General features: G+C 71.3%; 13 protein-coding genes. 6 read left to right on the top strand and 7 right to left on the bottom strand.

Annotation, left to right across the window (positions count from 1 at the left end; genetic code table 11):
- Nucleotides 1-209: 209 nt before the first annotated feature.
- Nucleotides 210-1,346 carry a hypothetical protein gene (locus AB0I03_RS25345; protein ID WP_360416982.1) on the bottom strand — a complete coding sequence of 379 codons (1,137 nt, stop codon included), beginning with the start codon at nucleotides 1,344-1,346 and terminating at the stop codon, nucleotides 210-212.
- A gap of 228 nt (nucleotides 1,347-1,574) precedes the next feature.
- On the opposite strand from AB0I03_RS25345, the gene AB0I03_RS25340 reads away from it, so the two are divergent.
- From AB0I03_RS25340 to AB0I03_RS25330, 3 genes are all read left to right on the top strand, one after another.
- Nucleotides 1,575-2,762 carry a tetratricopeptide repeat protein gene (locus AB0I03_RS25340; RefSeq protein WP_360416980.1) on the top strand — a complete coding sequence of 396 codons (1,188 nt, stop codon included), beginning with the start codon at nucleotides 1,575-1,577 and terminating at the stop codon, nucleotides 2,760-2,762.
- Nucleotides 2,763-2,901: 139 nt separating this feature from the next.
- On the top strand, nucleotides 2,902-4,446 hold the full coding sequence (locus AB0I03_RS25335) for a gamma-glutamyltransferase (RefSeq protein WP_360416978.1): 1,545 nt from the start codon (nucleotides 2,902-2,904) through the stop codon (nucleotides 4,444-4,446).
- A gap of 517 nt (nucleotides 4,447-4,963) precedes the next feature.
- Nucleotides 4,964-6,091: a crosslink repair DNA glycosylase YcaQ family protein gene (locus AB0I03_RS25330; protein WP_360416976.1), complete on the top strand. Its 1,128-nt coding sequence runs from the start codon at nucleotides 4,964-4,966 to the stop codon at nucleotides 6,089-6,091.
- Nucleotides 6,092-6,163: 72 nt separating this feature from the next.
- Here AB0I03_RS25330 and AB0I03_RS25325 read toward each other — a convergent pair whose 3' ends face one another.
- From AB0I03_RS25325 to AB0I03_RS25305, 5 genes are all read right to left on the bottom strand, one after another.
- Nucleotides 6,164-7,315, bottom strand: a complete 1,152-nt coding sequence (locus tag AB0I03_RS25325; protein WP_360416974.1) for a S1 family peptidase — start codon at nucleotides 7,313-7,315, stop codon at nucleotides 6,164-6,166.
- A gap of 288 nt (nucleotides 7,316-7,603) precedes the next feature.
- Nucleotides 7,604-8,428, bottom strand: a complete 825-nt coding sequence (locus AB0I03_RS25320) for an NAD(P)H-binding protein (protein ID WP_360416988.1) — start codon at nucleotides 8,426-8,428, stop codon at nucleotides 7,604-7,606.
- A gap of 144 nt (nucleotides 8,429-8,572) precedes the next feature.
- Nucleotides 8,573-10,777, bottom strand: a complete 2,205-nt coding sequence (locus AB0I03_RS25315; RefSeq protein ID WP_360416972.1) for an MMPL family transporter — start codon at nucleotides 10,775-10,777, stop codon at nucleotides 8,573-8,575.
- Between the two features lie 189 nt (nucleotides 10,778-10,966).
- Nucleotides 10,967-11,641: a response regulator transcription factor gene (locus AB0I03_RS25310; RefSeq protein WP_360416970.1), complete on the bottom strand. Its 675-nt coding sequence runs from the start codon at nucleotides 11,639-11,641 to the stop codon at nucleotides 10,967-10,969.
- On the bottom strand, nucleotides 11,638-12,981 hold the full coding sequence (locus tag AB0I03_RS25305; protein ID WP_360416968.1) for a histidine kinase: 1,344 nt from the start codon (nucleotides 12,979-12,981) through the stop codon (nucleotides 11,638-11,640). The genes AB0I03_RS25310 and AB0I03_RS25305 overlap by 4 nt, the downstream gene beginning before the upstream one ends.
- A 144-nt stretch (nucleotides 12,982-13,125) precedes the next feature.
- On the opposite strand from AB0I03_RS25305, the gene AB0I03_RS25300 reads away from it, so the two are divergent.
- Nucleotides 13,126-13,902 (top strand): DUF998 domain-containing protein, encoded by a 777-nt coding sequence (locus AB0I03_RS25300; RefSeq protein ID WP_360416966.1) that lies wholly within the window; start codon nucleotides 13,126-13,128, stop codon nucleotides 13,900-13,902.
- Nucleotides 13,899-14,066, top strand: a complete 168-nt coding sequence (locus AB0I03_RS25295; protein ID WP_360416964.1) for a hypothetical protein — start codon at nucleotides 13,899-13,901, stop codon at nucleotides 14,064-14,066. The genes AB0I03_RS25300 and AB0I03_RS25295 overlap by 4 nt, the downstream gene beginning before the upstream one ends.
- A 96-nt stretch (nucleotides 14,067-14,162) precedes the next feature.
- Here AB0I03_RS25295 and AB0I03_RS25290 read toward each other — a convergent pair whose 3' ends face one another.
- Nucleotides 14,163-14,879 carry a siderophore-interacting protein gene (locus AB0I03_RS25290; protein ID WP_360416962.1) on the bottom strand — a complete coding sequence of 239 codons (717 nt, stop codon included), beginning with the start codon at nucleotides 14,877-14,879 and terminating at the stop codon, nucleotides 14,163-14,165.
- A gap of 66 nt (nucleotides 14,880-14,945) precedes the next feature.
- Here AB0I03_RS25290 and AB0I03_RS25285 point away from each other — a divergent pair, with 66 nt between their 5' ends.
- Nucleotides 14,946-17,555 carry a GNAT family N-acetyltransferase gene (locus AB0I03_RS25285; protein ID WP_360416960.1) on the top strand — a complete coding sequence of 870 codons (2,610 nt, stop codon included), beginning with the start codon at nucleotides 14,946-14,948 and terminating at the stop codon, nucleotides 17,553-17,555.
- Nucleotides 17,556-17,626 lie beyond the last annotated feature (71 nt).

Raw genomic sequence — 17,626 nt, 5'->3', positions numbered from 1 at the left:
CCGGTCCCATTCCGAACCCGGTCGTTACGGCTTCCAGCGCCGATGGTACTGCACTCGAGAGGGTGTGGGAGAGCAGGACACCGCCAAACATTTACGTATGGAAGCGCCCTACCGCAATGCGGTAGGGCGCTTTTTTGTGTCCTGGAGTCAATGACGCGAATAGAGCAATGGCCGCAACCCACTGGGTTGCGGCCATTGCTGTTTTGCGCTTAGACGTACGGGCCCTCGAGGTGCTCGCCGGCGTGCTGGCGGTACCAGAGGCCGCGGTAGCAGCGCCATGGTTGCGGGCGCAGCTGGGTCGGAGCGAAGATCTGCTCGAGGAGGCGCCGCGCTTCGAGGAAGAAGTCGAGGCGTTCATCGGGCGCCGCCACGTGCTGCGAGTCGTCCACGGGCGATTCGGCCGGGAGGATCGTGAGCGAGGGCCACATGGTGGTCTGCTCGGCGAGCGGCAGGAGCCAGGCGCGCATCTCGTCGAGCGGTTCGCTGCCGACGGTGTAGGTGAAGGAGGTCCGGTGCCCGGCTTCACGGGCTGCGGCGAGGATCTCCGAGAGGCGTTCCGACTGGCGGCTCGTGACCGGGACCAGCGGGTCCGCGGCTGCGGCGTCCTCAGGGACCGATGGTTCGGCCTCTGAGGCGGGAACGTCGTCCTGGAACGTCTCGGTCGTCAGGAAGAGCAGGACCGGGCCGACCTTCGCGGACAGCTCGGTGAAGGCGTTCTGGCTGTGGAGGGCCGGGGTGAGGACGCCGAGCGTCGTCGTCTCCGGGAGTCCCTCGGCGGTCATCGCTTCGCGGACCGCGACGAGGTGCTCGACTACGAGCGCTTCGTCGTGGATGCCGGAGGCGGAGAGCGTGACCTCGTCGAAGAGGTGCGGCTCGCCGTCGTCGGCGAGGTCGGAGGCCAAGGCCTGCAACAGGTCGCGGTAGCACTTCACGAGTTCGGGCGTGTCGGTCGCGGCCTGCAGGAGCAGGGTCGCGGCGGTGCCGTCGGCGCGGAGATAGCCGCGGACCTCTTCGCCGGGTTCGGCTTCGATGATCTCGGCGACCGGAGTGCCGTCGACGCAGAGCTCGCTCAGCCCGTGCTGGGGTGAGGAGGGGTCGACGTGGGCGCGGAGGCTGAACGGCGAGGTCGCGCGGTCAGCGGGCAGGACCAGCATGAACTCTTCGTCTTCGGAGTTCAGGCGTAGTCGCATGCCTTCAGAGTTGTTGCCGCGCAACCCGTACAGGTTCAACGCGATGAGCAGGAGTTCGCTCCACTCGAGGTCGTGCCGGACCGCCAGGCGCCGCCAGCGGTGCACCGTCGACGAGATCGGCCCGGCTGAATCAGCAGGCTGTGTCGGCTCTTCCATGACCAGTTCCGATCTTTCCTCTCGTCCCCACCGCAGTCACTCCACGGTACAAGAGACTTGGCCGTACAGGTGGACGCGGTCCACCTCTATGCTAAGGGCGTCCGGAGACAAAAGCACCTGTCGTGAGCACCGGCACGCGGTTCGAGTCCCGCGGAAGTCCAGGCGAACGGCGGCCGCCGCGTCTCCCGCCCCTGCTTGCAGTGCCCCCCGAGCGATCTGGAGTCGGGAATGAGCGATGCCGTCGAACCGAATGCGATCCCGTCGCCGCGTGCGCGCGGGCGCGTCCTCCAGGCGGTGAACAAGACCTGGCCGCGGTTCATCTCCGGCGCGGTGGAGGGCCGGGCGCGGGAACTGATCGACAATGATCAGTACGGGGAGGCCGCCGAGGTCCTGGAGCAGGGCATCGGGAAGTACGGGGCCGGCTCGGTCTCACAACTGCTGCTGGCGTGGTGCCTGCATTTGAGTGGCCGCCAGGAGGACGCGCTCGGGTGGGCCGCGGGGGCGGTCGAGGAGGAGCCGGAGAGCGCGGACGCGCACTGGCTGCACGGGACCATCCTGTTCGAGCTGGGCCGGGCCGACGAGGGCACGGCCTCGCTGTGGCGGGCGGCCGAGTTGACGCCGGACAACGGGCGGTACTACATGCAGTTGGCCTGGTACCGGTACCGGGACCAGGAGTTCGCGAAGACGCGGGAGCTGGTGGAGCAGGCGCTGGAGCGTTCGCCCGATGACGTGTGGGTACAGCACACGGCGGGACGGATCTACGAGCACCATCTGCGGCACAAGCGGGCCCACGCGCATTATGTGCGGGCGCTCGAGCTCGATCCGGACGACGTCTCGGTGCGGGACGACCTGGCCGTGATCCTGCAGACGCGCGGCCGGTTGAGCGCGGGGCTGCGGGTGGCCTGGCAGAGCTTGCGGGCGGCGGAGGCGCGGGCGAAGGTGCCGGGGACCGAGGACGAGCCGGTCGCGGCCGGTGCGGCGGGGACCGAGGACGAGGTGCGGCTCTATGAGATGGCGCTGCGGCACTGGTCGTGGCGGTGGTACGAGCGGGTGCTACGGGGGGCGTTGCTACTCAACGTGATCGACTGGATCTTTCCGACGCCGTGGGTCGAGGCGGGTGCGGTCGCGGGTGCGCTGGTGCTGCTCTACTGGGCCGCTTGGTTCTGGTCGCTGCGGGCGCTGCCGCCGGAGTGCCGTCGCGACCTGGTGGGCAAGGGCCGGCGCGGGCATTTCGCCGGGGCGCTGGTGCGGACGCTGCTGGTGCTCACGGTGATGGGTTTGGTGCTGTGGGGCGAGCTGAGCGCGTTGCAGCACTTGGGGATGCTTGCTTTGATCGTCGGCGGGTACCTGGAGTGGTACTGGCGGGCGGCTCAGATTTCCGGGCGGCCGGTGTTCGGGGTCGACCGGGAGGTCTAACCGCCTCCAGCGAGTTTCTACTTGCCGACCGGCAAGGTAGGCTTCGGGGCGTTGCAAGCGCGCGGACCTGCGGTTCGACGCGCGACGTTCCCCATGGCGGGCCGCTGCGCGGCCCGTCGGTTGCGCAGAAGGAGGCCCAGTGGTCGATCAGGGTGTGGTGTGTTCGGTCGATCCGCTCGTCAGCGGAATCGGACGCGAGGTGCTCGAGAGCGGCGGCAACGCCGCCGATGCCGCGATCGCGGCGGGCGCGGCGCTCACTGTGGTGGCCCCGCATCTGTGCGGGCTCGGCGGTGACCTGTTCGCGCTGGTCCACGTGCCGGGCCAGCCGGTGCCCACGTCGTTGAACGCCTCGGGGCGGGCCGGTTCCGGTGCCGACTCGGAGGCGCTGCGGGCCGAGGGCCATGCGGTGATGCCGTTCCGGAATGACCTGCGGTCGGCGACCGTGCCCGGTTGCGTGGACGGCTGGTTCGCGCTGCACGAGCGGCACGGGTCGCGGCCGATGCCGGAACTGCTGGCGCCGGCGATTGCGCTCGCGTCGGGCGGTTGGCCTGCGACCGCGATGCTCGCCAAGGCGGGCGGGACGCTTGCCGGTGTCGCGGGAGCCGAGGACCTGGTCGGCCTGGAGGCGGGGGCGACGGTTCGTCGCGAGCGCACCGCCGACGCACTGCGCGCGGTCGCCGAGGGCGGCCGGGACGGGTTCTATCTGGGGGACTTCGGGCAGGGGCTGATCGAGCTCGGGGACGGACTGTTCAGCGAGGCCGACCTGGCTGCATCCCAAGCGAACTGGGAGGAGCCACTGAGCGTCGAGGCGTTCGGGCACCGGGTGTGGTCGGCGGGGCCGAACTCGCAGGGGTACCTGCTGCTGCTCGCGCTGGCGATCGCGGACCGGCTGGAGCTTCCGGTGGACGCGGGCGACCCGCTGTGGGCGCATTACCTGGTGGAGGCCTCGCGGCAGGCGGGGTACGACCGGCCGGAGCGGTTGTTCGAGGGCGCGGACGTTACGGATCTGCTGGCGGCGGCCGGGGAGCGGGCGGCGCGCATCAGCGCGGACCGCAAGGCCGAGGTGCCGGTGCGGCAGGGGGCCGGCGGAACGACGTACATGGCGGTGCTCGACGGGGACGGGATGGGCGTCTCGTACATCCAGTCGAACGCGGCCGGGTTCGGGACGTGGCTGTTCGAGCCGCGCACGGGGATCGGGCTGCAGAACCGGGGGACCGGCTTCAACCTGGAGCCGGGGCACCCGGCCGAGTACGGGCCGGGGAAGCGGCCCCCGCACACGCTGGTGCCGGCGCTGGTGACGAGGCCCGATGGGTCACTGCGCCTGGTGGCGGGGTCAATGGGTGGTGATTCGCAGCCGCAGATCGTGGCGCAGCTGATCGCGCGGGTGCTGCACGGCGGCGAATCGGTCGAGTCGGCCGTGGAGGCGGCGCGGTGGCGGCTGCACCCTGGTGAGACCGGCTTCGGGACTTGGACGGGCGAATACGAGATCGACGTCGAGTTGGAGGCCGGGAGCCCGGAGGCGTGGGGCGAGGGGCTCGGCGAGCGCGGTTTTGCGGTGCGGGACGCGGAGGCCGGGAGCGGGTTCGGGCACGCGCATCTGATCGAGGTCGGCGAGGACGGGCACGTCGAGGGCGCGGCGGACCCGCGCGCGGAGACGGGAACGGTCGCGGTCGCGCCGAACTAGGGCGGGTGTGGTGCCGGCTTGGTCTGATCGAGTGCGGGTCGGTCGGGGCGGGTGAGAGCGGGCTCGGCCTGATCGAGTGCGGCTCGGGCTCGCGTATCGGTTCGGCGGGTGCTGCGCGCTGGCGGGTCGGCGATTCGGGTTGGAGGCGTCGCCTCGTGGCGGGGCGGTCCGGTCGCGGGCTCGTGCTTGAGCGCGGTGGCGCTGGGTGGGAGGTCATAGGGCATGCCCCTTCCCACCCGCATCCGCCTCCGACCAACCGAAAAGGACCACACTCCCACATGGGTGCGACATTCGGGCGTCGGTGCTGGTGGCGGGCATAATTCTGGCGTTGGGCGTTGGGCGTTGGGCGTTGGGCGTTGGGCGTTGGGCGTTGGGCGTTGGGCGTTGGGCGTTGGGCGTTGGGCGTTGGGCGTTGGGCGTTGGGGGGACCGGCGGGCCGGGGCTTGGGGTGTTCGGATTGTCGGTGGGCGGTTGTACGGTCTGGGTGACCGCTGTCGTTGTTGGAAGGACCGGATCTGTGCCTGAGTCGTTGCGGCTTGCCGATGCCCGTCGGATCGCCATCGCCGCGCAGTTGCGGCCCAAGGCGACCCGCTTCAAGACGGTGCTGGAGCGGCTCGGGTGCATCCAGCTCGACACGATCTCCGCGGTGCGCCGCGCGCACGAGCTCACGCTGCTCGCCCGGAACCTCGACGTGGACGAAGCCGTGCGGAGCCTCGAGCGGCGCCGCAGTCCCGTGGCGTTCGAGTACTGGGCGCACGCGATGTCGCTGCTGCCAGTCTCCGCCTGGCCCTACCTCGCCCGACGCCGGCGGAACTGGCGCGAGCGCTACGAGGACGACTCGCTGGCGGTCGCCGAGGCCGAGGTGCTGGCGCTGCTGCGCGACCGCGGGGCGATCACCGTCTCGGACTTCCCTTCCGGGGCGATGCACCGCGGCCAGGGCGTCAGCAACATGGGCGACAGCTGGAACTTCCGCACCGACCACAAGCACGCCGTGGAGCGGCTGCTCTGGTTCGGCGAGGTGGCCTGCACGCACCGGATCGGGTTCAAGCGCGTCTACCAGCTCGCCGAGCGCGCGATCCCCGCCGAGCACCTCTGGGACGCCGACGACGAGGCGTGCCTGCGCTACATGGTGTCCACGGCCCTGCGCAACCTCGGCGTGGGCACCAGCAAGGACATCGCCGACTACTTCCGCCTCAAGATCGCCGACACCGAGCGGGTGCTCCGCGACCTCGAGGTCGAGCAGGTCGCCGTCGAAGGCTGGAAGGGCCGCACCTGGATCGACCCGCAGGTGCGCCGCACCCGCCTGCCCGGCGCGGAGCGGCCGGTCGCGGTGTCGATGTTCGACCAGCTGGTGTGGCTGCGCGAGCGCATGGAGCGCCTGTGGGGCCACGGCTGGAAGATCGAGATCTACGTGCCGGAGCCGCAGCGGACCTTCGGCTACTACTGCCTGCCGATCTTCGCCGGCGACGACCTGCCGGGCCGGGTCGCGCTGCGCCGCAGCAACGGCGAGCTCGTGGTGGAGGCCGTGCAGTGGGACGACGCCCGCGCCGACCGGGAGCACCTGCACGCCGCCGTCGACCGGGTCGCGTCGTGGGTGAACGCCGAGGTTCGCTGGAAGGCCGAAGTGCAGCCGCTCGTCCGCTGACAACGGATCCGAGCGCGAACGGGGGCCTTCCTTTCGGAAGGCCCCCAATGCTGTTCGGTTGTGTCGCTGCTTCTAGGTGGTGACGAGGGTCAGGCCCCAGGCGCTGAGGGCCGGGCCGATCGGCTGGAAGTAGGTCGTGCCGCCGGTGCGGCAGTTGCCCGAGCCGCCGGAGGTCATGCCCTGCGCGCTGTTGCCGGTGATGAACGAGCCGCCGGAGTCGCCGGGCTCGGCGCACACGCTGGTGCGGGTCATGCCGTACACGGCGCCTTCGGCGTAGCGCACGGTCTGGTTGAAGGCCTGAATGGTCCCGCAGTGCCACCCGGTGGTCGAACCGGAGCGGCAGACGGAGGAGCCGACGGCCGCCACGTTCGCGTTGGCGACGTCACGGGTGCCGGAGTACATGTTCACGTCGTCGTACAGGGCCTCGCCGGAGCCGACGGCGACCCAGGCGCGGTCGGCGGACGGGAACACCGAGTTGCGGAACGTGCCGGGAGCGGCCTCGCCGCCGGTGACCGAGTCGCCCGCTGCGCCGCAGTGGCCGGCGGTGACGAAGCCGGGGGTCGAGCCCTGGCGGACCGAGAAGCCCACCGAGCAGCGCCAGGAGTTCTCGATGTTGTAAGCGTCGCCGCCGCGCACGAAGTACGTCTGGGGCGCTTCGGCTCCGGCGTCGACGGTGGCGAGGGCCGGGTCGATCCCGGCGGCCTCGATCACGTCGGCGGCGGTGGCGGCGTCGGCGGCCTCGACGACGAGCGTGTTGGCGACGACGTCGATGTAGTTGCCGTAGTAGCCGTCGATGGTGACGGCGGAGAGGGCGCTCGCGGCGTCCTCGAGGGTGGCGAGGTCGTGTGCGACGAGGACCGGGGTGGCGCCTTCGGCGCGCAGCCCGGTGGAGTCGGACGCGTCGGTGGTGGCGACGAAGATCTCGTCGGCGTCCTCCGAGACCCACAGGCCCGCATAGGACTCGTCGAGGTCGGCGGGGACCTCTTCGAGGAGGTCGGCGGCGACGTCCTCGACCGCGAGGCGGTCGTACGCCTCGGCTTCGGTGAGCCCGAAGGCGTCCTGGAGGCCGTCGATCACGCCTTGGGAGACGTTGCCGTGGAGGTCGTCGCGGGCCGCTTCGGCCTTGGCGTCGAGGATCTCGGCCGAGGCGGGTGCCGCGGCCAGGGAGAGAGCGGTGGCGATGGCACCGGCAGCGGTGACTGCAAGCGCGCGTTGGCGATTCATGTGATGCATGCCTTTCGGGTGGGGGCATCGACGGTCGACGGGGAGGCGACCGCCATGGCAGGCCGGCAACGTCCGCTGGTTGCGGACGGGACCGAGATGATGGTGAGCCGTGCCATACAAGGAGACTAGGGCCAAACGGGAAAAAGTGAAAGATCCAAGTAATTCAGTGAATATCAACCTAAGTGGTGTGTTGTTTCAGAATTGTCAAATACTCTGTGAATTCCCAGAATTACCGACGAAAAGGGGCACTGCCGCGATTGCGGCAGCGCCCCTTCGGGTTTCTCGTGTCTAGCGGAACGCGTCGGCGTTCGCGCCCGCCCATTCGACGAACGTCCGGGCCGGGCGGCCGGTCACCCGCTCGACGGTGTCCGCCACGGTCTTCCCCTCCTCGGGCGTGTTGCCGAGCGCCTCGGTCAGGAACGCGATGACGCCCTCGGGCATGCCCTCGCCGCGCCACTTCGCGTGCGCCTCCTCCACAGTGAGCTCCACGAACGGGATCTCGCGCCCGACCGCCTCGCCGAGCACCCGCACCTTGTCCTGCATCGTCAGGACCTCGGGGCCGGTGATGACGAGCGCCTGCTCGTCGTACCCGCCCTCGAGCAGCACTGTCGCTGCGACCGAACCGATGTCGGCCGGGTGGACCATCGCGCTGAGGCGGTCCCCGAAGGGCTCGCGGATCGCCTCGCCGGCCTTGATGACCTCGGACCACCACATGCTCGCGTTCGACATGAACTCGACCGGGTGCAGGTAGGTCGTCTCGATCGCGCTGGCGGCGAGGGCCTGCTCGAGCGGGCCGGTCGCGACACCGCCGAGGACGGTGGCGCGGCGGACGCCGGCGCTCTCGGCGAGGGCGACGAGCCCGGCGGGGTCGGGCAGTGCGCCGTAGCCGTCGCCGGCGAAGTTGATGAAGTGGACGGCGTCGACGTCTTTGAACGCGTCGGTGAGCGTGTCGGGCGAGGCGAGGTCGCCGACGGCGATCTCAACGCCGGCGGGGAGGACCGCCTCGGGGTTGCGGGTGAGGGCACGGAGCTGGACGCTCGCGTCGCGGGCGGTGAGCTGCTCGATGACGTTGCGGCCGACGGTGCCGGTGGCGCCGGTGACGAGGATGCGCATGGGGTTCTCCTTCTTCGAAACTCCGGAACGGAATGTCATGTTCCGATCATAGCAGAGCGGAACGATCTATTCCAATAGTGGGTGGAGTTTTCCTGTATCCCAGCTCAACGAGGAGAGGGGCGGCCGTGGCCGCCCCTCAAGCCGCTAAGGGGCGGCGACCGGCGTCTGCTGGCGCCATCGCGCGGGCCACCAGCCCGCGCGGTCGATCATCGCCATGAGCGCGGGCAGGAGCATGACCCGCACGACCACGGCGTCCAGCAGGACGCCCAGGGCGAGCGCGAACCCGAGCTGCTTCATCTCGATGCGGTCGATGAAGGCGAAGGCCACGAACACCGACATCATGATCACGGCCGCGCTGGTGACGACGCTCGCCGAGGACCGGATGCCCTGGCTGATCGCCTCTCGCGGGGCTGCGCCGCCGAGCGCGGCCTCCTTGATGCGGCTCATGACGAACAGCTGGTAGTCCAGTGAGAGTCCGAAGAGGATGGTGAAGACCAGGAGCGGTGTGCGTGAGCCGATGAACCCGGCGGAATCGAAGTTGAGGAGCCCTTCCGCCCAGGTGTACTGGAAGACCAGTACGAGCGCGCCCCAGGCCGCGAGGGTCGACAGGAGGTTGAGCACCATGCTCAGGAGCGCGAACACCAGTGACCTGAAACTGATGAGCATCGTGATGAACGTGGCGGTGAGGACGAAGCCGACGACGAGCGCCAGCCGCGAGGACTGGTGGTCGGCGTAGTCGTTCGCGTAGGCGGGCTCGCCGGAGACGGCGTAGTCGGCGCTGGGGATCTGGCCGATGGTGGCCGGTACGAGGTCGTCGCGGAGCAGTGCGAGGGACTCGGCGGCGCGGGGGTCGCTGGTGGCGTAGGGGATCGGCAGGTCGAGGCGGATCGCGGTGCCGTCGTCGGCGATGCGGAGGCGGGGATCGCCGTGGGCGGCGAACAGGGCGTCGCCGCGGGTGCGCTGCTGGAGGTCGGCGGCGGCCGCGGCGAGCGCGTCGGCGTCGGCCGGGTCGACTTCGGCGACGATGGAGTGCGCGAGTCCGGCGGCCGGGAACTCGGCGACGAGCGCGTCGTAGGCCGCGATGGAGTCGAGCGACTTGGGGAAGGACTCCCGGCCTTCGACGCTGGTGGTCATGGCCAGTGCCGGGAGGGCGAGGCCGCCGATGACGACCAGGCCGATGACGGCGGTGGCGACGGGGTGGCGCAGGGACGGGCGCAGCAGCGCCGACCACACGCGGCCCTCACCCCGACCCGGTCCGGTACTGGTCGCTTTGCGGCGCAGGAGCTTGCCGCCGTCGATGCGGCGGCCGATCTTGGCCAGCAGTGCGGGCAGGACGGTGAGCGAGCTGATCACGGCGATGGCGACGACGATGATGCAGGCCGTGGCGATCGAGGAGAAGATGACGTCGTCCACCAGGTAGAGGCCGGCGAGGGAGACGATCACGGCGATGCCGGAGGTCACGATGGTGCGCCCGGCGGTCTCGGCGGCCAATTCGATCGCGCGGGCGGGGTCGGCCGTGCCGCCGGAGCGCCGGCGTTCCTCGCGGACGCGTTTGAGGTAGAACAGCGAGTAGTCGACGCCGACGGCCATGCCGATCATGGCGAGGACGCTGGTGACCGCGCCGCCCGCGTCCGGGAAGAAGTGGGAGCTCAACGCGTACACGCCGAGTGCGGCGACGATCGAGGAGATCGCGAGGAGCAGTGGCACGCCCGCGAGGAGGAGCGAGCCGAACACGATGAACAGGATGAGCAGCGTGATCGGCAGGGTGAACCGCTCGACCTGGGCGAGCTGGGTGCCGAGCTGGTCGTTGAGCTCGTTGGACATCGACTTGCCGCCGGTCTGCGCGAAGTCCAGGTCGGGGTGCGCCTCCTGCACGGCCGCAGTGGTCTCCAGCAGCGGGTCGACGTGGTCGGCGGCTTCGTGCGCGGGCATGGACATGGTGACGGCGAGCATGAGGGCGTCGCCGCTCTTGGCGGTGACCGGTCCGGCGACCTCGGCGACCTCGTCCAAAGCGTCCATGCGGGTGCGCAGGTCGGCGGCTGCCGCCGCGGCCGCCTCGGGGTCGAGGGCGCCGTCGGGCGAGGAGATGAGGATCTGCTCGACGGCGGGCGCGTCGAGGCCGTTCTCGAGGGCGATGGTCTCGGCGTCGCCGGCCTCGCCGATCCAGTAGTCGGAGAAGGCGACCTGGTTGGTGCCGGCGGCGGCGCCCGCGCCGAAGCAGACGGCGACGAACACCGTCCACGCGAGGATGGCCTTCCACGGGTTCGTGGCGCTCCAAGTCGCGATGCGGACGGTGGGCGACCGCTTCGTCGAGCCGGTCTGCGGCGGGGGTGCGGTTCGGGTGCTCATTGGTGGCCGATCTCTGGGTCCGGATTTCGGGCAGGGCGGATCACCATGCGGGCCGTGCGGCGCCGCATGCCGCGGGAGTCGGGATTGCGGACCCGCCGCGCGGCGGGTCGGTGTCGACGCTAGTCGGATCGGCCGCGCAGGGCACTGCAGCAGCCCCCACCATTTCGGGTGAGGCCCACTGGAACGGGCCTAATGCTCCCGGGGGTCGCCCGCGGTGATGAGGCCGGTCTCGTAGGCGCAGACGACCGCTTGGGCGCGGTCGCGCAGCCCCAGTTTGCTGAAGATCTTGCCGACGTGGGTCTTCACCGTCTGCTCGGACACGAACAGGGCCCCGGCGATCTCCGGGTTCGACAGGCCGCGGGCGATCAAGCGCAGGACCTCCTCTTCGCGGGGGGTGAGCGCGTCGAGTTTCGCCGACCGCTTGAGCGCGGGCTTGGCCTTGAAGCTCTGCTCGATGAGCCGCCGGGTGACGGACGGCGCGAGCAGCGCGTCGCCCGCCGCGACGATGCGCACGGCCGCGATGAGGTCGCCGGGCGGGGCGTCCTTGAGCAGGAACCCGCTGGCGCCCATGCGCAGCGCCTCGTACACGTAGTCGTCGAGGTCGAACGTGGTGAGCATGAGCACGCGTGGGCGCCGCTCCTCAGGGAAGGACAGGATCCGCCTCGCCGCCTCCAGGCCGTCCATAGTGGGCATCCGGACGTCCATGAGGACCACGCCCGGACGCAGCCGCGTCGTCTCCGTCACCGCGCCCACGCCGTCCTCGGCGTCGCCCACGACCTCGATGTCCTCCTGCGCGTTCAGCAGCGCCGCGAACCCGGCCCGGACCATCGCCTGGTCGTCGGCGATCAGCACCTTGATCGTCACTGGGACTCCTCAACGCTCGAACGGTCCTCGACCGGCAGCACCGCATGCACCCGGAACCCGCCCTCGGCGGTCGGCCCGGTCTCCAGCGTGCCACCGTCCAGCGACACGCGCTCGCGCATCCCCACCAGACCCAGCCCCTGCGAATCCGGTTCCACCCCGCCCCCGGCAGGCTCGCGGCTCGCCGGCCTCGCCGGCGCCGGACCGTTCACCACCGTGACCGCGACCCGCCCGTCGACGAACGCGACCGCCGCGTCCGTGGCCGCGCCCGGCGCGTGCCGCACCACATTGCTCAACGCCTCCTGCACCACCCGGAACACCGTGAGCGCCACCGTCTCCGGCATCTCCGGCAGCTCACCGACCCGCAGCGACACCGGCGTCCCGGACCGGTTCACCGCCTCCGCCAACCCCTGCAGCGCCTCCGGCCCCGGCTGCGGCTCCCGCGCGCCCGCCTCGTCCTCACTGCGCAGCACGCCCAGCAGCCGCCGCATCTCCGCGAGCGACTCCCGCGCCTGGCCGCTGATCGACCGGAACTCCGCCTTCGCCTCCTCGCCGAGGTCCGCGATCCGGTACTCCGCCGTCGACGCCTGCACCGTGATCACCGACATGTGGTGCGCCACGATGTCATGCAGCTCCCGCGCGATCCGCGTCCGCTCCTCCAGCAGCCGCCGCTGATGCCGCTCCGCCTCCGCGACCTGCTCCTCCTCGGCCACCCGCGCCCGCCCCTGCCGGGAAATGCGCACCGTCAACCCGACCAGGAACGTCACCGCGCCGAACAGCGAACCGAGGAGCAGGCTGTCCGTGGCCGGCGTCGGCGTCGGGTTCCACACCGGGTCGGACACGATCGTCACCAACCGGGCGTTCGACATCCAGATCGCGCCCGCACCCACCAGGAAGTACGAGGCCCACGCGCCCACACCGAACCAGGGACGGCGATCGCGCGCCAGCGCGAACAGCACCACCATGAGCGCGAACAGGTTCGGGGAGGTGAGCGGCCACGGGAGCCACCCGACGAAGTCCGCGCCGAACATCGTCGCCAGCAGCGACGCCATGACCAGCATCCACGCCTCGACCGGCCGGAAGCGGGCGAGGACGACCGCCGCGGCCGTCGCGAACGCCGGCAGCGCACCCCACGCGATCTGGTAGTCCTCGCGGAACATCCCGTACTGGGTGAAGAGCAGCACGAGCGCGAACGGAACCGACCCGGGGCCGACGAGCGCGAGCGTCGTCGAAAAGCGCCAGCGCCACGTCCCCGAACCCACGGGTCCAGCGGCGATCAGGTAGCCGACCACGACGCGGATGGCGCTGAACGGGGCCGGCTCGGACTTCGATCGGAACTTCACGCCACCAACCTATGCCGCCCGCAGCCCGCCCGCCCTCACTCCCCGGTACGGGTCGAGCCCCCGCCTCTCACCCCAGGGTATGAGCCCCGAATCCACGCCGCGGACCGAGGGAGACCGCACGTCCGCGCCCCTACCGTTCGCCGCATGAACCAGAACCTGCTCCAATCGCGCGCCGCCGGAGTGACCGCCATGGCCGCGGTCGCCGCCAGCCAGACCGGTTTCGCGGTGATGCACCTGACCCAGTCGCACGCGGTGGACCCGGTGGCGACCCCGGTCTCGAGCTACGCCGTGACCTGGCCCGGGATCGTCCTGTTCCCCGCCTCGGTGCTCGCCCTCGCGCTGGCGTGCGCCGTCCTCGCCGGACGCGGGGTCGGCCTCGCCCGGGAGGGCTTCATCCGCTTCCTGCTCGGCGCCACCTCGGTGATGCTGGTGTGCGCCGCGGTCTTCCGCACCGGCACCCCCGAATCGGGCCTCACCTGGTGGGCGCAGATCCACCGCTACACCGCCGGCGCGGCGTTCGTGCTGCTCACCGTCGTCGCGGCGCTGTGCGCGATCCGGATGAAGGACGCCGACGTGCCCGACTGGGTGCGGCGCGGCACGTGGTGGGCGACCGGCCTGGCGGCGCTGACCTTCCTCACGACGACGGTGAACACGTTCCTGCCCGGCTTCCTCAACGGCGGGGAGTGGCGCGGCGTCGTGCAGCGGGTGCTGCTGGTCGTGCTCTCGGCCCTGGTGTGGATCCTGGTCGCGAACTCGGTCCGGGCGATGGCCCCGGTCGGCGCGGTTCCGGCCCGGATCACAACGCCCGCAGCGACTGCCGCCGCCGGGCGCGTCCCGGCCGGTGCCGGCAGGTTCGCGAACGCGCAGGCGGCCGGCCAGGTCGGCGACGCGGTGCCCGCGCTGGCGGGGACGCGGTCATGACCGGGTTCGGGCGGTTGCGGGCCCGCTTGGGCCGGGCGCGGATGTCGATCGGGAGGTGCGGCGAGCTGCGCGGGCACGGGCCGGTCGGGGCGTGGCGGGACGGCGAGGTCTTCCGCCGCGGCGGGGAGGCCCCGCCGGGGCCGTCCTTCGGCAGCTGGTTCTGATCGAGGCCGCGGCCGGGGCGGTCGAGCAGTACAGTCGAAGGGCCGGGGCCTCTCCAAGTGGGAGGTCCCGGCCTTTCGGCTTAGGGCGGTCTCGGTCTAGGCCGCGCGCCAGTACGCCATGGCGTGCATGCGGTCCTTCGGGAAGCCGATCTCTTTGCGGGCGAAGGTGGTCAGAGCCCGGGTGGACTTGGCTTCGGTGGCGATCCAGAGGTAGGCCTGGGCGGGGTCGGTGGCGAGCTCGGGGAGTTCCTTGCGGACCTGGCTCACGAGCGGTTCGCCGTCGTCGGCGCGGGGGACGAGCTTGAGGTCGTGGCGGTCCGTGGTCCGGTGGGGGAGTTCGTCGTCGGACGCGGTCTCGAACCAGATGGTCGCGGGGGTCTGGGGAAAGGCGTCGAGCAGCGAGTTCACAGCGGGGAGCGAGGCCGCGTCGCCGACGATGAGGAGGCGCTCTGGGGCGGGGTCGAGCGGTGCGAAGCCGGTGCCGTACACCGTGGCCTGGATGGTCGCGCCCGGTTCGACCTGCTGCGACCAGTCGCTCGCAATGCCTTTGTGCAGGGCGAACTCGATGGCGAAGGTGCCGTTCTCGGCGTCGGGGTCGACGATCGTGTAGCCGCGCTGGTGCGGTTTGCCGTGGTCGTCGAACCAGAGGCGGACCCACATCGTGGGGTGGAGGGGCAGTTCGGCGAGGAGGCCGCCGTCGGTGAAGGTGAGTCGGCGGTAGTGCTCGGTGATCTGCGTCGCGCCCGTGACGGTGAACGTGAAGTCCTTGGCGCGCAGCAGTTTCAGTACCGCGCCCTCCCAGCCGTGCCCCATGCCCGATCCCTTCTCGCGTCCCAGTGAAGATCAATGACTTTATGCTTAGGTTAGACTAACCTAACTATGAGCTTCGTGTGCTATCGGGACGCCTGGGGCGTCCCCCACCTGCGCGCGACCGACCCCCAGTCGCTCGCCTTCGCTCAGGGCCGCAACGCCGCCGCCGATCGGGCCTGGCAGTTGGAGACCCTGCTGCGCCGCGCCACCGGGACCTCGGCCGCGGTCTTCGGCGTCGAGTGGCTGCCCTGGGACCGCCTCGCCCGGCAGACCGGAATCGTGGACGCGGCGCGCGCCGCGTTCGACCACCTCGACCGGGAGACCGCCGACTGGGTCCGCGCCTACGTCGCCGGAGTGAACGCGGCCCTCCCCGCAGCGGCCGCCGCGGCACCGGAGTTCCGAAGGGCCCCTGAGACTTGGGAGGCGTGGACCCCGCTCGCGGTCTGGCACGCCGAGCACCTGCTGTTCGGATCCGGGTTCCCGGCGAAGCTCTGGCGCGAGCGCGTCATCGAGCACCTCGGGGAGGACGCGGTCGGGCGGTTCGCCATGGACGGGCCCGCCCCCACCGGGTCGAACGGCTGGATCGTCGCCGAGGGCCTGACCGCCACCGGGGCGCCGATCCTCGCCGGGGACCCGCACCGGTTCCTCCAACTGCCCGGCACCTACCAGCAGATCCGCCTCGCCTGCACCGCGGACGGCCCCGACGGGTTCGACGTGGTCGGACTGGCGATGCCCGGCATCCCCGGCATCGCGCACTTCGGGCACACCGGGAGCGTCGCCTGGGGCATCACCAACGCCATGGCCGACACGCAGGACCTCTTCCACGAACGGCTGCGCCGCACCGACACCGGCGGGATCGAGGCGCTCGGGCCGGACGGCTGGGAGCCGGCGCGGTCGCGGACCGAGACCATCGAAGTCGCCGAACGCGATGCCGTTCCGGTCGAGGTGATCGCCACCCGGCGCGGATCGGTCATCACCGACGCCGACACCGACGGCACCGCGCTCAGCCTCCGCAGTCCGCTGCACGCCGACCCCGAACTCGGATTCGCCGCCCTGCCGAAACTGCTCCGGGCCCGCACGGTCGCCGACGTCGACGCCGCCCTCGACGGCTGGGTGCTGCCCGTGAACGTCGTCATGGCCGCCGACACCGCCGGCGGCCTCCTCCACCGCGTCGCCGGACGGGTCCCCGAACGCGACCGCGAGAACCTCGTCCGCCCCGTCCCCGCCTGGGAACCCCGACACGCCTGGAACGGCTGGAAGCCCCTGGCCGCCAAGCACATCGACGGGTTCGCCGCCATGGCCAACGACCGCGGCATCTCAGGGAGCCTCGGCGTCGAATTCTGCTCCCCGCACCGCGTCGAACGGATCAAAGCGCTGCTCGGCGCGCGCGACGACTGGAACGCCGCAGACATGGCCGCCCTCCACACCGACACCTACCTGCCCACCGCCGACGCGCTGCTCGGCCTCCTCCCCGGACTCGACCTCGACGGGCCCGCCGCGCTCCTGCGCAAGCGACTCCTCGCCTGGGACCGCCGCATGGACGCCGGCAGCGCCGACGCCGCCGCGTTCGCCGCGTTCCGGGCCGCGTTCGTCAGGGGCCTCGCCGCACTGCCCGTCTTCGCGCCGCTCAGCGCCGCCTCCCGGTACCCCGAGGTCTTCGCGCCGTGGCTCGTGCTGGAAGTGCGCATCGGATTCGCCTTGGAGCACCTGCTCAACGGCGACCTGGTCACACTCGCCCAGCGGGACGCCGCGCTCCGCGACGCCCTCGACGCGGCCGCGGCGCTCCCGGCCGTCACCTGGGGCGAGGTCCACCGGCTCGTCCCCTGGCGGGACATCGACCCGCCCGAGGCCCTCACCGGCATGTCCGGCGACGCCGACTGCGTCCTGTCCACTTCGGGCGCACCCGGCATCACCGAGGACTTCGCCCGCGGCCCCGCCGCCCGCTGGGTCTGGGACCTCGCCGACCGCCAGCAGAGCCGCTGGATCGTCCCCTTCGGAACCTCGGGCGCACCCGGCCCGCACCTGCGCGACCAGTTCCCGCTGTGGCGCGACGGCGAACTCATCCCCATCGTCACCGATTGGCCGCAACTGCAAGAGGAGTACCGCATGATCGACCGTCCGGCCGTGTTCGCACAGCACCTGGAAGGCTTCGGCACCGTGTCCATTGTGCCCCTGAGGCCGGCCGAGGACCTCGACCTCATCTACGGCTGGGTCACCGAGGAGCGCGCGAAGTTCTGGGGCATGACCGAGCACTCCCGCGACCACGTGCTCGAGATCTACGAATACCTCGACGGCCTCGACACCCACCACGCGTACCTGATGCTGCGCGACGCCCGACCGATCGCGCTCCTCCAGACCTACGAGCCCGACGCCGACCCCGTCGGCGAGTACTACGAGGTCGAACCCGGCGACTTCGGCATGCACCTCCTCGTCGCCCCCGCCGGCGGCAACGCCCAGGCCGGCTTCACCGGCGTCCTCATGGGCGTCCTCGCCGGGTTCCTCTTCGCCGACCCGAAGCGCCGGCGCATCGTGGTCGAACCGGACGCCCGCAACGAGCAGGCCGCAGCGCGCCTGCGCCGCATCGGATTCACCTTCGGCCCCGAGATCCAGCTGCCGCACAAGACCGCCCGGCTCGCGTTCATCCGCCGCGAGGACGCGCCCGCGCGCCTCCTGCCCTGACGCGCGGGCGCAGCCAAGAGGCGGCGGCCCCCGGCGCCGGTGCACAGCACCGGGGGCCGCCGCCCGAATTC

It is taken from the genome of Glycomyces sp. NPDC021274, from assembly GCF_040641195.1.
Classification (GTDB): Bacteria; Actinomycetota; Actinomycetes; order Mycobacteriales; family Micromonosporaceae; genus Glycomyces.
Note: the sequence above shows the minus strand (reverse complement) of the source record. Positions and strands in the feature narration are given on the sequence as shown.

Coding starts and splice junctions, on each gene's coding strand:
- AB0I03_RS25340 (WP_360416980.1), top strand. CDS start 1,575: ATGAGCGATGCCGTCGAACCGAATGCGATCCCGTCGCCGCGTGCGCGC.
- AB0I03_RS25285 (WP_360416960.1), top strand. CDS start 14,946: ATGAGCTTCGTGTGCTATCGGGACGCCTGGGGCGTCCCCCACCTGCGC.
- AB0I03_RS25345 (WP_360416982.1), bottom strand. CDS start 1,346: ATGGAAGAGCCGACACAGCCTGCTGATTCAGCCGGGCCGATCTCGTCG.
- AB0I03_RS25325 (WP_360416974.1), bottom strand. CDS start 7,315: ATGAATCGCCAACGCGCGCTTGCAGTCACCGCTGCCGGTGCCATCGCC.
- AB0I03_RS25320 (WP_360416988.1), bottom strand. CDS start 8,428: ATGCGCATCCTCGTCACCGGCGCCACCGGCACCGTCGGCCGCAACGTC.
- AB0I03_RS25290 (WP_360416962.1), bottom strand. CDS start 14,879: ATGGGGCACGGCTGGGAGGGCGCGGTACTGAAACTGCTGCGCGCCAAG.
- AB0I03_RS25300 (WP_360416966.1), top strand. CDS start 13,126: ATGAACCAGAACCTGCTCCAATCGCGCGCCGCCGGAGTGACCGCCATG.
- AB0I03_RS25315 (WP_360416972.1), bottom strand. CDS start 10,777: ATGAGCACCCGAACCGCACCCCCGCCGCAGACCGGCTCGACGAAGCGG.
- AB0I03_RS25295 (WP_360416964.1), top strand. CDS start 13,899: ATGACCGGGTTCGGGCGGTTGCGGGCCCGCTTGGGCCGGGCGCGGATG.